The 15247-nt window shown below is 68.5% G+C and carries 10 protein-coding genes; 9 read left to right on the plus strand and 1 reads right to left on the minus strand.

Features of this window, described 5'->3' with window-relative positions; all coding sequences use genetic code 11:
* From VF522_RS04375 to VF522_RS04405, 7 genes are all read left to right on the plus strand, one after another.
* The gene (locus tag VF522_RS04375; protein ID WP_330907007.1) at positions 1-1896 is read left to right on the plus strand and encodes a propionate--CoA ligase; all 1896 of its coding nucleotides are present in this window, start codon (positions 1-3) and stop codon (positions 1894-1896) included.
* 99 nt (positions 1897-1995) lie between these two features.
* Positions 1996-4044, plus strand: coding sequence for a methyl-accepting chemotaxis protein (locus VF522_RS04380; RefSeq protein WP_330907008.1), 2049 nt, complete (start codon positions 1996-1998; stop codon positions 4042-4044).
* Positions 4045-4228: 184 nt separating this feature from the next.
* Positions 4229-7099 carry a 2-oxoglutarate dehydrogenase E1 component gene (locus VF522_RS04385; protein ID WP_330907009.1) on the plus strand — a complete coding sequence of 957 codons (2871 nt, stop codon included), beginning with the start codon at positions 4229-4231 and terminating at the stop codon, positions 7097-7099.
* Between the two features lie 102 nt (positions 7100-7201).
* A complete protein-coding gene (odhB, locus tag VF522_RS04390) occupies positions 7202-8467 on the plus strand; it encodes a 2-oxoglutarate dehydrogenase complex dihydrolipoyllysine-residue succinyltransferase (RefSeq protein WP_330907010.1) in 1266 nt (421 codons plus the stop codon).
* 126 nt (positions 8468-8593) lie between these two features.
* Positions 8594-10015: a dihydrolipoyl dehydrogenase gene (gene lpdA, locus VF522_RS04395; protein WP_330907011.1), complete on the plus strand. Its 1422-nt coding sequence runs from the start codon at positions 8594-8596 to the stop codon at positions 10013-10015.
* 122 nt (positions 10016-10137) lie between these two features.
* The gene (gene zapE / locus VF522_RS04400; protein ID WP_330907012.1) at positions 10138-11235 is read left to right on the plus strand and encodes a cell division protein ZapE; all 1098 of its coding nucleotides are present in this window, start codon (positions 10138-10140) and stop codon (positions 11233-11235) included.
* Positions 11232-11894 (plus strand): hypothetical protein, encoded by a 663-nt coding sequence (locus tag VF522_RS04405; RefSeq protein ID WP_330907013.1) that lies wholly within the window; start codon positions 11232-11234, stop codon positions 11892-11894. Before zapE ends, VF522_RS04405 begins: the two co-directional genes overlap by 4 nt.
* A gap of 42 nt (positions 11895-11936) precedes the next feature.
* Here the strand turns inward: VF522_RS04405 and VF522_RS04410 are convergent, their stop codons facing one another.
* Positions 11937-12698: a PP2C family protein-serine/threonine phosphatase gene (locus VF522_RS04410; protein ID WP_330907014.1), complete on the minus strand. Its 762-nt coding sequence runs from the start codon at positions 12696-12698 to the stop codon at positions 11937-11939.
* Positions 12699-12792: 94 nt separating this feature from the next.
* Between VF522_RS04410 and VF522_RS04415 the strand changes: the two genes are divergently transcribed.
* Complete coding sequence (locus tag VF522_RS04415) at positions 12793-12996, plus strand: YdcH family protein (RefSeq protein WP_330907017.1); 204 nt, start codon at positions 12793-12795, stop codon at positions 12994-12996.
* Positions 12996-15101: an ATP-dependent DNA helicase gene (locus VF522_RS04420; RefSeq protein ID WP_330907015.1), complete on the plus strand. Its 2106-nt coding sequence runs from the start codon at positions 12996-12998 to the stop codon at positions 15099-15101. Before VF522_RS04415 ends, VF522_RS04420 begins: the two co-directional genes overlap by 1 nt.
* The last annotated feature ends 146 nt before the right edge of the window (positions 15102-15247 follow it).

Raw genomic sequence — 15247 nt, forward strand, 5'->3', positions numbered from 1 at the left:
ATGACTTACGCAGACTTCTATCGCCGGTCGCTCGACGACCGCGACGCGTTCTGGGGCGAGCAGGCGAAGCTGATCGACTGGCAGACCCCGCCGGCGCAAGTCTGCGATGCGAGCCGGCCGCCGTTCACCCGCTGGTTCGCGGGCGGCAAGACCAACCTGTGCCACAACGCGGTGGACCGGCACCTGCCGGTGCGCGGGGACCAGCAGGCGCTGATCCACGTCTCCACCGAGACCGACCAGGAGCGCGTCTACAGCTTCCGCGAACTGCACCAGGAGGTGCAGCGCGCCGCGGCGATGCTGCAGGCACTCGGGGTGGGGAAGGGCGACCGCGTCCTGATCTACATGCCGATGATCCCGCAGGCGGTGTTCGCGATGCTGGCTTGCGCGCGCATCGGCGCGATCCACGCCGTGGTGTTCGGCGGCTTCGCCTCGGTGTCGCTGGCCTCGCGCATCGAGGACGCCACGCCCAAGGTCGTGGTCAGCGCCGATGCGGGATCGCGCGGCGGCAAGGTGGTGGCGTACAAGCCGCTGCTCGACGAGGCCATCCGCCTCTCGAAGCACAAGCCGGCTGCCGTGCTGCTGGTCGACCGCGGCCTCGCGCCCATGGAAAAGATCGCGGGCCGCGACCACGACTGGGCCACGCTCGCGGACAGGCACCAGCGGACCGAGGTGCCCTGCACCTGGCTCGACGCCACCGACATCAGCTACACGCTGTACACGAGCGGCACCACGGGCCAGCCCAAGGGCGTGCAGCGCGACGTCGGCGGCTATGCGGTGGCGCTGGCCGCCAGCATGAAGCACATCTTCCTCGGCGAGCCGGGCGAGACTTACTTTTCCGCAAGCGACATCGGCTGGGTGGTGGGCCACAGCTATATCGTCTACGGCCCGCTGATCGCCGGCATGGCGACCGTGCTCTACGAAGGCCTGCCGATCCGCCCCGATGCCGGCATCTGGTGGAGCCTGGTCGAGAAGTACCAGGTGACCGCGATGTTCACGGCGCCGACGGCGGTGCGCGTGCTGAAGAAGCAGGACCCTGCCTTCCTGAAGAAATACGACCTCTCCAGCCTCAAGGCGCTGTTCCTGGCCGGCGAGCCGCTGGACGAGCCCACGGCCCGCTGGATCAGCGAGGGCCTGGGCGTGCCCATCATCGACAACTACTGGCAGACCGAAAGCGGCTGGCCGATCCTGACCGTGGCCAACGGGGTGGAGAAGCAGCGCAGCAAGTTCGGCAGCCCCGGCGTGCCCATGTACGGCTATGACGTCCGCCTGCTGCACGAAAGCACCGGCGAGGAGCTGACCGGCGCGGACCAGAAGGGCGTGGTGGTGATCGAGGGACCGACGCCGCCCGGCTTCATGCAGACCGTGTGGGGCGACGACGAGCGCTTCGTGCAGACCTACTGGTCCGGCATCCCGGGCCGGCAGGTCTACAGCACCTTCGACTGGGGCATCCGCGACGAGGACGGCTACTTCTACATCCTGGGCCGCACCGACGACGTGATCAACGTGGCGGGCCACCGCCTGGGCACCCGCGAGATCGAGGAGAGCATCTCCGCCCATCCCGACATCGCGGAAGTCGCGGTGGTGGGCGTGGCCGATGCGCTCAAGGGGCAGGTGGCCATGGCCTTCGCCGTGGTGAAGGATGCCTCGAAGCTGGCCGGCGACGCCGCGAAGCTGAAGCTCGAAGGCGAGGTGATGAAGGTGGTCGACGACACGCTCGGCGCCGTCGCCCGGCCGGCGCGCGTGCGCTTCGTCACGCTGCTGCCCAAGACGCGCAGCGGCAAGCTGCTGCGGCGGGCGATCCAGGCCGTGTGCGAAGGCCGGGACCCGGGCGACCTCACGACGATCGAGGATCCGGCAGCCTTGCAGCAGATCCGTGATCTAGTTGCCGGCTCCTGAGCGGCCGGTCAGCGCCCTGTCAGTGACCGGACGAAACTGGCAACCAAACTCCTCGTTGTAACCTTTTGTAGCGGCGCCTCGCGGCGCCGGCGAGCGAGCATGAAGCAGTTGTTCCAACCCGTGGTGGCCCTGATGGGCCGCCTGCGTTTCCGTTCCAAGTTCGCCCTCTGCGGGGCCCTCATGGCCGTCCTCCTGCTCTGGCTGGGCTTCCAGCAGGTGGAGCGCCTCGACCGGCGCGTGCGCATGATCGAGCGCGAGCGCGCCGCCGTGGCCATGACCGCCGTCATGACCGAATGGCTGCAGGTGCTGATCGAGAACCGGCGCATCGTCATCATGACCTTCCCCGGCGACGAGACGGTGCGGCAGCGCATGGACCTGCAGGCCGCCGTGATCAACAAGGTGCTCGCGCGCATCGAGGCGCAGGCCGCCGAAGCGAAGCCGCTGTTCGACATGGGTCCCGAGGTCCGGGGCCTGCGCCAGGGCTGGGAGGAACTGCAGAAGAAGGTGGCGGCCCACCCGGTGGACACCAGGTTCGCGCCCGACATGTTCGTGGCCCACGCGCTCGAATACACGCGCATGTATGCCTTCATGCGGGACCTGGGCGACAAGTCCGGGATGGCGCTGGATCCGGACCTCGACCTGTTCTACCTGGGCTTCCCGCTCGCCAACAACGCGTCCAACACGGCCGGCATCATCGTGCGCCTGGGCGCCTACGGTGCCATGAACGTGGCGCGCGGCGACATCTCGCCGAAGGACCGGGTGTTCTACGAGGTCAACCAGGCTCGCCTGGACGACACCTTCAGCACGCTGCAGACGATGCTGAAGCATTCCATGGACACCAATCCGGGCGTGCAGGCCCGGCTGGCGCCGACCTTCGAGAAGCTCAAGGCCACGTCCGCGGAATTCAACCAGTTCGTGCGCCGCAACTTCATCGAGGCCCAGCTGGTCCAGGTGACGCAGCAGCAGGTGCAGGACGCGTCGGCCGCGGCGATCCAGGCGTCCTGGGACGTGATGGAGGGCAACCGCGTCGTCATGGGCGAGCTGCTGCGCGAGCGCGGCGCGACGGCCACCTGGCACCGCAACGTGCTGGTGGCCTTGCTGGGCACCGCGATGCTGCTGACGCTCTACCTGTTCCTCGGCATGTACTACGCGATGGCCACGGGCCTGGCCAAGGCGGGCGACGCCGCCCGCGCGCTGGCGCGCGGCGAGCTGGGGCGCATGCCGCTGGCCGCCACGCGCGACGAGCTGGGCGACCTGGTGTCCGAGCTGCGGCACGCCGACGCCGCGCTGGTGGCCATGATCGGCCACGTGCGCCAGTCGGCGTCCACGGTGCAGGCGGGCTCGGACGAGATCGCCACCGGCAACGCCGACCTGTCGCAGCGCACCGAGGAGCAGGCCAGTTCGCTGGAGGAGACCGCCGCTTCGATGGAGGAGATCACCAGCACGGTCAACCAGAACGCCGAGAACGCCCGCAATGCGAGCGCGCTGGCGCGCTCCGCCTCCGAGGTGGCGAGCCGCGGCGGCGCGGTGGTCGGCGAGGTGGTGCAGACCATGGAGGGGATCAGCGCGGCGTCGCGGCGGATCGTCGACATCATCGGCGTGATCGACGGCATCGCCTTCCAGACCAACATCCTGGCGCTGAACGCCGCGGTGGAGGCGGCCCGCGCCGGCGAGCAGGGCCGCGGCTTCGCGGTGGTCGCGGCGGAAGTCCGCACGCTGGCGCAGCGCAGCGCGGCGGCCGCCAAGGAGATCAAGGGCCTGATCGACGACTCGGTGCTGCGGGTCGACGCCGGCAGCCAGCTGGTGGTGCGCGCGGGCGAGACGATGGAGGAAGTCGTTGCCGGCGTCCGTCGCGTCAACGAGCTGATGGGCGAGATCGCCTCCGCCAGCGCGGAGCAGACCCTCGGCATCCAGCAGGTGAACCAGGCCATCGTGCAGATGGAGCAGGTCACGCAGCAGAACGCCGCGCTGGTGGAGGAGGCCTCGGCCTCGGCGCAATCGATGCGCGACCAGGCCGGCCGGCTGATGGACGCGGTGGCCGTGTTCAAGCTGGAGGAAGAAGCCGTCGCGGCGCCCCGCGAGATTCCTGCCATGCCGTCCGCGCCGCGCTTCATGCCGATGCCGCCGGCCCGCCGCCTGGCTGCCTGAGCCGTCGCCACCAAGGCCCGGGCAGGTCCGGGCCTTGGTGATTACCCTGATTCGGTGGCACAATGCCCACCGCAACCAGGGTCCTTCCACCACAGTCGCATCCGCCAACCGGTTCAGCCGTGTCGCGGAAGGTTTTTCCAACCAGCTCATGCCTCCTGCAGGGGGGCGGAAAGTAGCGCACAGGATGAGCGATCAAAGCTCGGTCTATACGGCCTACCAAGGCAATACCTATCTCTTCGGCGGCAACGCGCCCTATGTCGAGGAGATGTATGAAAACTATCTGGCGAACCCGGGCAGCGTGCCCGACATGTGGCGCCAGTATTTCGACTCCCTCCAGAACGTTCCCGCCGTCGACGGCAGCAACGCCAAGGACGTCCCCCACCTCCCGGTCGTCAACGCCTTCGCCCAGCGCGCCAAGGCGGGCGGCACGAAGGTCGTGGTGGCCGCCGGCGCCGACCTGGAACTGGCCCGCAAGCGCACGGCCGTCCAGCAGCTGATCGCCGCCTACCGCAACGTCGGCGCCCGCTGGGCCGACGTCGACCCGCTCAAGCGCACCGAGCGCGAGAACATCCCCGAGCTGGAGCCTTCGTTCTACGGCTTCAGCGATGCCGACCAGGAAGCGGTGTTCAACACCAGCAACACCTTCTTCGGCAAGGAAAGCATGTCGCTGCGCGAGCTGATGAACGCGCTGCGCGAGACGTACTGCGGCACCATCGGCGCCGAGTTCATGTACATCAGCGACCAGAACCGCAAGCGCTGGTGGCAGCAGAAGCTCGAGTCGATCCGCTCCAAGCCGACCTTCGGCACCGAGAAGAAGAAGCACATCCTCGACCGCCTGACCGCGGCCGAGGGCCTCGAGCGCTTCCTGCATACCAAGTACGTCGGCCAGAAGCGCTTCTCGCTGGAAGGCGGCGAGAGCTTCATCGCCTCGATGGACGAACTGATCCAGCAGGCCGGCGCCAAGGGCGTGCAGGAGATCGTGATCGGCATGGCCCACCGCGGCCGCCTGAACGTGCTGGTGAACACCCTGGGCAAGATGCCCGCCGACCTGTTCGCCGAATTCGACCACACCGCGCCGGAAGAACTGCCGGCCGGCGACGTGAAGTACCACCAGGGCTTCAGCTCCGACGTCAGCACCCCTGGCGGCCCGGTTCACCTGTCGCTTGCCTTCAACCCCTCGCACCTCGAGATCGTGAACCCGGTGGTCGAGGGCTCCGTGCGGGCCCGCATGGACCGCCGCGCCGATGCCGAGGGCAAGCAGGTGCTGCCGGTGCTGGTGCACGGCGACGCCGCCATCGCCGGCCAGGGCGTGGTGCAGGAGACGCTGGCGCTGGCCGAGACCCGTGGCTACTACACGGGCGGCACGGTGCACATCGTCATCAACAACCAGATCGGCTTCACCACCTCGGACCCGCGCGACGCGCGCTCGACGCTGTACTGCACCGACATCGTCAAGATGATCGAGGCGCCGGTGCTGCACGTGAACGGCGACGACCCCGAAGCCGTGGTGCTCGCCACCCAGCTCGCGCTCGAATACCGCATGGAGTTCGCCAAGGATGTCGTGATCGACATCGTGTGCTTCCGCAAGCTGGGCCACAACGAGCAGGACACGCCCTCGCTCACCCAGCCGCTGATGTACAAGAAGATCGCGGCCCACCCCGGCACCCGCAGGCTGTACGCCGACAGGCTGGGCGCGCAGGGCCTGGGCGAATCGCTCGGCGACGACATGGTCAAGGCCTATCGCGCCGCGATGGACGCCGGCAAGCACACGGTCGACCCCGTGCTGTCCAACTTCAAGAGCAAGTACGCCGTCGACTGGGCCCCCTTCCTGGGCAAGAAGTGGACCGACGCCGCCGACACCGCGATCCCGCTGGCCGAGTGGAAGCGCCTGGCCGAGCGCATCACCACCGTGCCGGAGGGCTTCACCGTGCACACGCTGGTGAAGAAGGTGCTGGAAGACCGCGCCGCCATGGGCCGCGGCGAGGTCAACGTCGACTGGGGCATGGGCGAGCACATGGCCTTCGCCTCGCTGGTCGCCAGCGGCTACCCGATCCGCCTGTCCGGCGAGGACGTCGGCCGCGGCACCTTCGTGCACCGCCACGCCGTGCTGCACGACCAGAGCCGCGAGAAGTGGGACGTCGGCACCTACATCCCGCTGCAGAACGTGGCGGAGAACCAGGCGCCGTTCACCTGCATCGACTCCATCCTGTCGGAAGAGGCGGTGCTGGGCTTCGAGTACGGCTACGCCTCCAACGACCCGCACACGCTGACCATCTGGGAAGCCCAGTTCGGCGACTTCGCCAACGGCGCGCAGGTCGTGATCGACCAGTTCATCGCCTCCGGCGAAGTGAAGTGGGGCCGCGTCAACGGCATCACCCTGATGCTGCCGCACGGCTACGAAGGCCAGGGTCCGGAGCACAGTTCCGCCCGCCTGGAGCGCTTCATGCAGCTGTCGGCCGACACCAACATCCAGGTGGTGCAGCCGACGACGGCCAGCCAGATCTTCCACGTGCTGCGCCGGCAGATGATCCGCAGCCTGCGGAAGCCTTTGGTGATCATGACGCCGAAGTCGCTGCTGCGGAACAAGGACGCGACCTCGCCGCTGTCCGAGTTCACCAAGGGCAGCTTCCAGACGGTGATCCCGGACCAGCGGGACCTGAAGGCCGACAAGGTCAAGCGCGTGGTGATGTGCTCCGGCAAGGTCTACTACGACCTGGCCAAGAAGCGCGAGGAAAAGGGCATCGACGACACCGCGATCCTGCGTGTCGAGCAGCTCTATCCCTTCCCGCACAAGGCCTTCGCCGCGGAGCTGAAGAAGTACCCCAACGCGACCGAACTCGTGTGGTGCCAGGACGAGCCGCAGAACCAGGGCGCCTGGTTCTTCATCCAGCACAACATCCACGAGAACATGACCGACGGCCAGAAGCTGGGCTATTCCGGCCGCGCGGCCTCCGCCTCGCCCGCCGTGGGCTATTCGCACCTGCACGTCGAACAGCAGAAGGCGCTGGTCGACGGGGCGTTCGGGAAGCTGAAGGGTTTCGTCCTCTCCAAATAACGATATTTCCGACGCCTGCGGCGCGGAAATATCTCCGCGCGGTCGACTCGGACCTGACGGCCGGTCACCGCGCGGATGCGTGAAAAGAATCTAGGAATTCAAATGGCTATCGTTGAAGTGAAGGTCCCGCAACTGTCCGAGTCGGTTGCCGAGGCGACCCTGCTGCAGTGGAAGAAGAAGCCCGGTGAGGCGATCGCGCAGGACGAGATCCTGATCGAGATCGAGACCGACAAGGTGGTGCTCGAAGTGCCCGCGCCCAGCGCCGGCGTGATGGGCGAGATCGTGGTGGCCGACGGCGGCACCGTCACGTCCGACCAGGTGATCGCGAAGATCGACACCGAAGGCAAGGCCGGCGCGGCCGCGCCCGCTGCCGCCAAGGCCGCGCCCGCCGCCGCCACGGCATCCGCCCCTGCGCCTGCCGCCGCCGCCGGCGGTTCGAAGTCCGACGTCGCCATGCCCGCCGCCGCCAAGATGATGGCGGACAACAGCATCGCCGCCGGCGCCGTGGCCGGCACCGGCCGTGACGGCCGCGTGACCAAGGGCGACGTGATCGGCGCGCTGGCCTCGGGCGTGATCGCCAAGGCCGCCGCCCCGATGCCCGCGGCGCCCGCCGCCAAGGCTTCGCTGCCCGCGGTGTCCGCGCCGGTCGGCGCGCCCGACCTGGGCGATCGCCCGGAACAGCGCGTGCCGATGTCGCGCCTGCGCGCCCGCGTCGCCGAGCGCCTGCTGCAGTCGCAGGCCACCAACGCCATCCTGACCACCTTCAACGAGGTGAACATGGCGCCCGTGATGGAGATGCGCAAGAAGTTCCAGGAGAAGTTCGAGAAGGAACACGGCGTCAAGATCGGCTTCATGTCCTTCTTCGTGAAGGCCGCGGTGCACGCGCTGAAGAAGTACCCGGTGCTGAACGCCTCCGTGGACGGCAACGACATCGTCTACCACGGCTACTTCGACATCGGCATCGCGGTGGGTTCTCCGCGCGGCCTGGTGGTGCCGATCCTGCGCAACGCCGACCAGATGTCCTTCGCCGACATCGAGAAGAAGATCGCCGAGTACGGCGCCAAGGCGCGCGACGGCAAGCTGGGCATCGAGGAGATGACCGGCGGCACCTTCTCGATCTCCAACGGCGGCGTGTTCGGCTCGATGCTGTCCACCCCCATCATCAACCCGCCGCAGTCGGCGATCCTGGGCGTGCACGCCACCAAGGACCGCGCCGTGGTGGAGAACGGCCAGATCGTGGTCCGGCCGATGAACTACCTCGCGATGTCCTACGACCACCGCATCATCGACGGCCGCGAAGCCGTGCTAGGCCTGGTGGCGATGAAGGAAGCGCTGGAAGACCCGGCGCGCCTGCTGTTCGATATCTGACAACGACCACCAACGTTGTCATCCCGGGTTCGACCCGGGATCCATGCGGCGGTCGATCGGCGGCCGTCATGGATTGCGGGTCAAGCCCGCAATGACACGGTCATGGCCCACAACGAGAACAGTCCCATGAGCAACAAGAATTTCGACGTCGTCGTCATCGGCGGCGGCCCCGGCGGCTACATCGCCGCCATCCGCGCGGCGCAACTCGGCTTCAACGCCGCCTGCATCGACGAGTGGAAGAACAAGGACGGCAAGCCCGCGCTGGGCGGCACCTGCACCAACGTCGGCTGCATCCCGTCCAAGGCGCTGCTGCAATCGTCCGAGAACTACGAGCACGCCGGCAAGCACTTCGCCGACCACGGCATCGGCGTGTCGGGCCTCACCATCGACGTGCAGAAGATGGTGGCGCGCAAGGACGCCGTGGTGAAGCAGAACAACGACGGCATCCAGTTCCTGTTCAAGAAGAACAAGGTCAGCTTCTTCCACGGCCGCGGCTCCTTCGGCAAGGCGACCGACGCCGGCTACGAGATCCAGGCCGGCGACGACACGCTCGTCGCGAAGCACGTGATCATCGCCACCGGCTCCAACGCGCGCGCGCTGCCGGGCGTGCCTTTCGACGAGGACAAGATCCTGTCGAACGACGGCGCCCTGCGCATCCCCGCGGTGCCGAAGAAGCTGGTGCTGATCGGCTCCGGCGTGATCGGCCTGGAGATGGGCTCGGTGTGGCGCCGCGTCGGCGCGGAAGTCACCGTGCTGGAAGCGTTGCCCACGTTCCTGGGCGCGGTCGACGAGCAGATCGCCAAGGAAGCGCAGAAGGCGTTCACCAAGCAGGGCCTCAAGATCGAGCTGGGCGTGAAGGTCGGCGAGATCAAGACGGCGGGCAAGGGCGTGTCCGTGGCGTACACCAACGCCAAGGGCGAGGCGCAGAACCTCGACGCCGACCACGTGATCGTGTCGATCGGCCGCGTGGCCAACACCATCGGCCTGAAGCCGGAAGCCGTGGGCCTGAAGCTCGACGAGCGCGGCGCGATCGTGGTCGACGACGAGTGCCGCACCAACCTGCCGAACGTCTGGGCGATCGGCGACGTCGTGCGCGGACCGATGCTGGCGCACAAGGCGGAGGAAGAGGGCGTGGCGGTGGCCGAGCGCATCGCGGGCCAGCACGGGCACGTCAACTTCAACACGATCCCCTGGGTGATCTACACCTCGCCCGAGATCGCGTGGGTGGGCCGCACCGAGCAGCAGCTCAAGGCCGACGGCGTGCAGTACAAGGCCGGCACCTTCCCGTTCCTGGCCAACGGCCGCGCGCGCGCGCTGGGCGACACCACCGGCATGGTGAAGTTCCTGGCCGACGCCAAGACCGACGAAATCCTCGGCGTGCACATCGTGGGCCCGATGGCCAGCGAGCTGATCTCCGAAGCCGTGGTGGCGATGGAGTTCAAGGCTTCGGCCGAAGACATCGCCCGCATCTGCCACGCGCACCCGTCGCTCTCCGAAGCGACCAAGGAAGCGGCGCTGGCGGTGGACAAGCGCACGCTGAACTTCTGAAGACAAGCATCCGGACGCAGAGGACGCAAAGGTTCCGCAGAGGGCGCAAAGAATTCAATGAAGACTTTTTCTGCGTCCTCTGCGAAATCTCTGCGACTTCTGCGTCCGGTTGTTGGTAGTTCATGAGCGTCCGCGACGTCTACTACGACGAACTGAAAGCCAGGGGTTACCAGAGCGATCCGGCGCAGTTGCGCGGGATCGATGCGCTGGAGCGCTGCGCCGCCGACTGGGCGCAGTACAAGGAGCAGCGCTCCAATGCGTTCAAGAAGCTGATCAACCGGCCGGCCGTCCCGCGCGGCGTCTACATGTTCGGCGGGGTGGGGCGCGGCAAGAGCTTCCTGATGGACTGCTTCTTCCAGGCCGTCCCGGTGGTGCGCAAGACGCGCCTGCACTTCCACGAGTTCATGCGCGAGGTGCACCGCGAGCTGGCGGAGCTGCAGGGCACCGTCAACCCGCTGGACGTGCTCGGGAAGAACATCGCCAGGCGCTACCGCCTGGTCTGCTTCGACGAGTTCCACGTCGCCGACATCACCGACGCGATGATCCTGCACCGGCTGCTGGACGCGCTGTTCGACAACGGCGTGGGCTTCGTCACCACCTCGAACTTCCGGCCCGACGAGCTCTATCCCAACGGGCTGCACCGCGACCGCATCCTGCCGGCGATCGGGCTCCTGAACGAGAAGCTGGAAGTGATCAACATCGACAACGGCACCGATTACCGGCGCCGCACGATGGAGCAGGTGAGGCTGTACCACACGCCCCTGGGCCCGGAGGCCGACGCCCAGATGAACGAAGCCTTCACGCGCCTGTCGGCTTCGCACGACGAGGACCCGCTGCTGCACATCGAGCAGCGCGAGATCCGCGCCCGGCGCAAGGCCGGCGGCGTGATCTGGTTCGACTTCAGGACCCTGTGCGGCGGCCCCCGCTCGCAGAACGACTACCTGGAGATCGCCACCCAGTTCCATACCGTGCTGCTCAGCGACGTGCCGCGGATGTCGGCGCGCAACGCCTCGGAAGCACGAAGGTTTACCTGGCTGGTGGATGTTCTTTACGATCGGCGTGTCAAACTGATCCTGTCCGCCCAGGTTCCGCCGGAGGAGCTGTACACGGAAGGCGCGCTGGCCCACGAGTTCCCCCGCACGGTGTCGCGCCTGAACGAGATGCAGTCCACCGAGTACCTGGCCCTCGAACACCGCACCGTCGACACCCGACTGACATGAAACCCTTCCTCGTGCTCGCCCTGGCGATGGCGGCCGTGCTGCCCGCGTATGCGCAGGGCGACGATACCGAACGCGCCGAGCGCGCCGAGCGCGCGCGCATCGAGGCCGAACGCAAGGCGGCCGATGTTCGCTTCGCCGAGCGCCGCAAGGAGTGCAACGCGCGCTTCGCCGTGACCGACTGCATGAAGAAGGCGGAACGCGAGCGCAGTGCCGCGCAGGCCGACCTGCGCCGCCAGGAGCGCGTGCTGAACGACGCCGAACGCAAGCGCCGCGGCGCCGAGCGCCTGCGCGACCAGGCGGAGCGCAACTCGCCCGAGCGCCAGCGCGAGGAGCAGGAGCGCCGCGCGAAGGCGGTGGAGCAGCAGCAGGGGCGCGAGGCGCAGGCCGCGGACAAGGCGCAGAAGCGCGCCGGGCAGCAGGCCGAGCGCGCAAGCGCGCCGCGCCACGACAAGTCGTCCGCCGGACACTCGGGCCTGCGAGGCAAGCCGCGCGAGGCCAGGGCGCCCAAGCAACCCACCGTCACGGCGGAAGAGGCGGCGAAGAACCGCGCCGCCCACGACAAGCGCTTGCGCGACGCCGAGGCGCACCGGGCCGAGATCCAGGAGCGCGTGGCGAAGCGCGCGAAGCCGGCGGCCTCCGGCTTGCCGGTCCCGAAATAATTTCGCGGGCAGGGCGGGCAAGCTGCGCCTGCCCACCGTCGCTCACTCCGTCAGCGGCTCGAACTTCACGATCAGCAGCGACAGGTTGTCGCCGCCGCCGTGCGCGCGCTGGCGCGCCTTGTCGATCAGGAACTCGCTCGCCTCGCGCGGGGACAGCGAGGACAGCACCGAGCCGAGCTCCTCGGCGCTGAAGTAGTGCCACACGCCGTCGCTGCAGGCGAGCAGGCTGTCGCCCGGTCGCAGCTGCTCGATGTGGTGCACGTCCGCCGGCGGGTCGTCCTCGGCGCCCAGGCAGCCCATGAGGATGTTCGACTGCGGATGCACGTTGGCTTCCTCCTCCGTCAGCTCGCCGCGTTCGACCAGCGTCTGCACGTAGGAGTGGTCCATCGTGCGCTTGACCAGGCGGTTGCTGTGGAAGTGGTAGATGCGCGAGTCGCCCGCGTGCGCCCAGTGGCATTCGCCGTTGGGATTGATGATGAAGGCGGCGATGGTGCTGTGCGGCTCCTGCTCGGAGGAGATCGCGGTCAGCTTGATGACCAGGTGCGACTCCTGGACCATCTGCTTGAGCAGTGCCGGCGCGTAGTCGGAGGTCGGCGAGTAGCGCTCGAACAGCTGCTTGCAGGTCATCATCACCTGGTCGGAGGCCTTACGGCCGCCGCTGCGGCCGCCCATGCCGTCGGCCACCACGCCGAGGATGCAGCCGTTGACCCGCGCATGCGACACGAGGGCGATCTGGTCCTGCTGGTATTCGCGGTCGCCCTTGTGGATGCCGGTGGCGGCGGTGATGCGGTAGCCGTTGCTCATGAACTTCTTCGAGCCTGCATGGATGAGATCGCTCGATTATCGCCCGGCAAAGACGTATGATCGAAAACTCTCGGCGGCGCCCCGCTTTTCACCCTTGGACTCCAACCTGCACTCCCCCGAAAGGCGCCTGATCGAGCTGCGCATGGAGCACGCCGACCTCGACGCCATGATCGACCGGACGGCGGAGCAGAGTCCCGTGGACGAACTCATGTTGCGTCGCCTCAAGAAGCGCCGCCTCGCGTTGCGGGACCAGATCGCGCGGCTCGAACTCGCGCTCGATCCCAAAGAACCCGCGTGATGACGGATCCGGCAGTCGCGCCGCCCGAGCGCCACGACGGGCCCGCGCACGCCTGGACGCCACCGGCGCAGCACCTCGAGGACCTCACCCGCGAAGCCTTCGTGCCCGGTGGCGTGCTGTCGCGCGCAGCCGAAGCGTTCCGGCCGCGTTCCGGCCAGACCGAGATGGCGGCTGCCGTCGCCCGGACCATAGAGCAGGGCGGTGCGCTGGTGGTGGAGGCCGGCACCGGCGTCGGCAAGACCTTCTCCTATCTCGTGCCCGCGCTGCTCAGTGGCGAGCGGGTGCTGATGTCCACGGCCACCAAGACGCTGCAGGACCAGCTGTTCGCGCGCGACCTGCCGCGGCTCGCCGAAGCCCTGGCCCTGCCTTTGCGCATGGCGCTGCTGAAAGGCCGCGCGAGTTACCTGTGCACGCACCGGCTCGAACTGGCGCGGCGCGACGCCAGCCTGCCGGATCGCACCGCCGTGCGCACGCTCGCCAGGATCGAGCAGTGGGCGCAGTCGACGCGCACCGGCGACCTCGCGGAGATGCCGGGCCTCGACGAACGCTCGCCCTTGCTGCCGCTGGTGACGTCGACGCGCGAGAACTGCCTCGGCTCGCAATGTCCGAAGTTCCGCAGCTGCCACGTGAACAACGCGCGGCGCGAGGCGCTCGCCGCCGATGTCGTGGTGATCAACCACCACCTGTTCTTCGCGGATCTCGCGGTGCGCGAGTCCGGGATGGCCGAACTGCTGCCCACCGTGCGGGTGGTGATCTTCGACGAGGCGCACCAGCTCAATGAAACCGGGGTGCAGTTCCTCGGGCACCAGGTCGGCACCGGCCAGGTGCTGGACTTCACGCGCGACATGCTCGGCGCCGGCCTGCAGTTCGCCCGCGGACTCGTGGACTGGCAGCAGCTCGCCGGCGCGACGGAACGCGCGGCGCGCGAACTGCGGCTGGTGATCGGCCGCACACCCCTGGGCAGCCGCCTGCGCTGGACCGCGCCAGCGCCCGAAGGGGTGCACGAGGGCACCTGGCTCGATGCGCTCGACACCCTGCGGCAGGCGCTGGAGCAGGCCGCCGAAGGGCTGGCCACCGTGAGCGAGGCCGCGCCCGACTTCGTGCGGCTGCACGAGCGCGCAGCGGCACTCGCGCAGCGGGTGCAGGCCTTCACGCGCGAAGCGGAGCCTGGATCGGTGCGCTGGGTCGACGCCGGCACGCACCTGCGCCTGGTGGAATCGCCGCTGGACATCGCCGAAGCGGTGCAGGGCAAGTTGCTCAAGACCGGCCAGGAGCAGGATCCGGAAGCGCCGCGGCGCGCCTGGGTCTTCACTTCCGCCACGCTGGGCGACGATCCGCGCCTGTCCTGGTTCACGGAACCCTGCGGGCTGTCGGAAGCGGAAGTGGTGCGCGTGGCCAGCCCCTTCGACTATCCCTCGCAGGCCGCCGTCTACGTGCCGCGCCAGTTGCCGCGCCCGAACGATCCCGGCCACAGCCACGCCGTCGGCCAGCTCGCGCAACGCGCGGCGCTGCGCATCGGCGGCCGCACCATGGTGCTGACGACGACGCTGCGCGCGCTGCGCGCGATCGGCGAACAGCTGCAGGCCCGCTTCGAAGGCTCTTCCGAGATCGAGGTGCTGGTGCAGGGCCAGTGGCCCAAGCGGCGCCTGATCGAGCGCTTCCGCGAGGGCGCGAGCGAAGGGCGGCCCGGCTGCATCCTGGTGGCCTCGGCTTCGTTCTGGGAAGGCGTGGACGTGCCCGGCGACGCGCTGCAGCTGGTGATCATCGACAAGCTGCCTTTCCCCCCGCCCGGCGACCCGCTGGTGGAGGCGCGCGGCCAGCGTCTGGAGTCGCAGGGCCGCAGTCCCTTCAACGAGTACTTCGTGCCCGAAGCGGCGGTGGCGCTGAAGCAGGGCGCGGGGCGGCTGATCCGCCGCGAGACCGACCAGGGCCTGCTGGTGGTGTGCGACACGCGGCTGGTGCAGATGGGATACGGCCGGCGCCTGCTGGCGGCGCTGCCGCCGATGCGGCGGCTGAACGACGAGACGGAGTTCGACGCAGCCCTCGACGCCCTGGCCGGTTCCGGTCCTCCCCGCGAAGGCGAGGAGTCGGAGTTGCCGTATTGAAGCGGCGCTATCGCGCCCCGCTTTTTCGCATCGCGCCGGCTGCCAGCCCCCGTGCGGGTGGGGCCGGGATCGCGCTGGCATGGCGTCCTTCGCGCCTGCGGCGCTCGGCAAACCTGCGAGGACCGGGCAGGCGTCCCCGCGGCCGA

The sequence above is a fragment of the Ramlibacter sp. genome, assembly GCF_036383835.1.
Lineage (GTDB): Bacteria > Pseudomonadota > Gammaproteobacteria > Burkholderiales > Burkholderiaceae_C > Ramlibacter.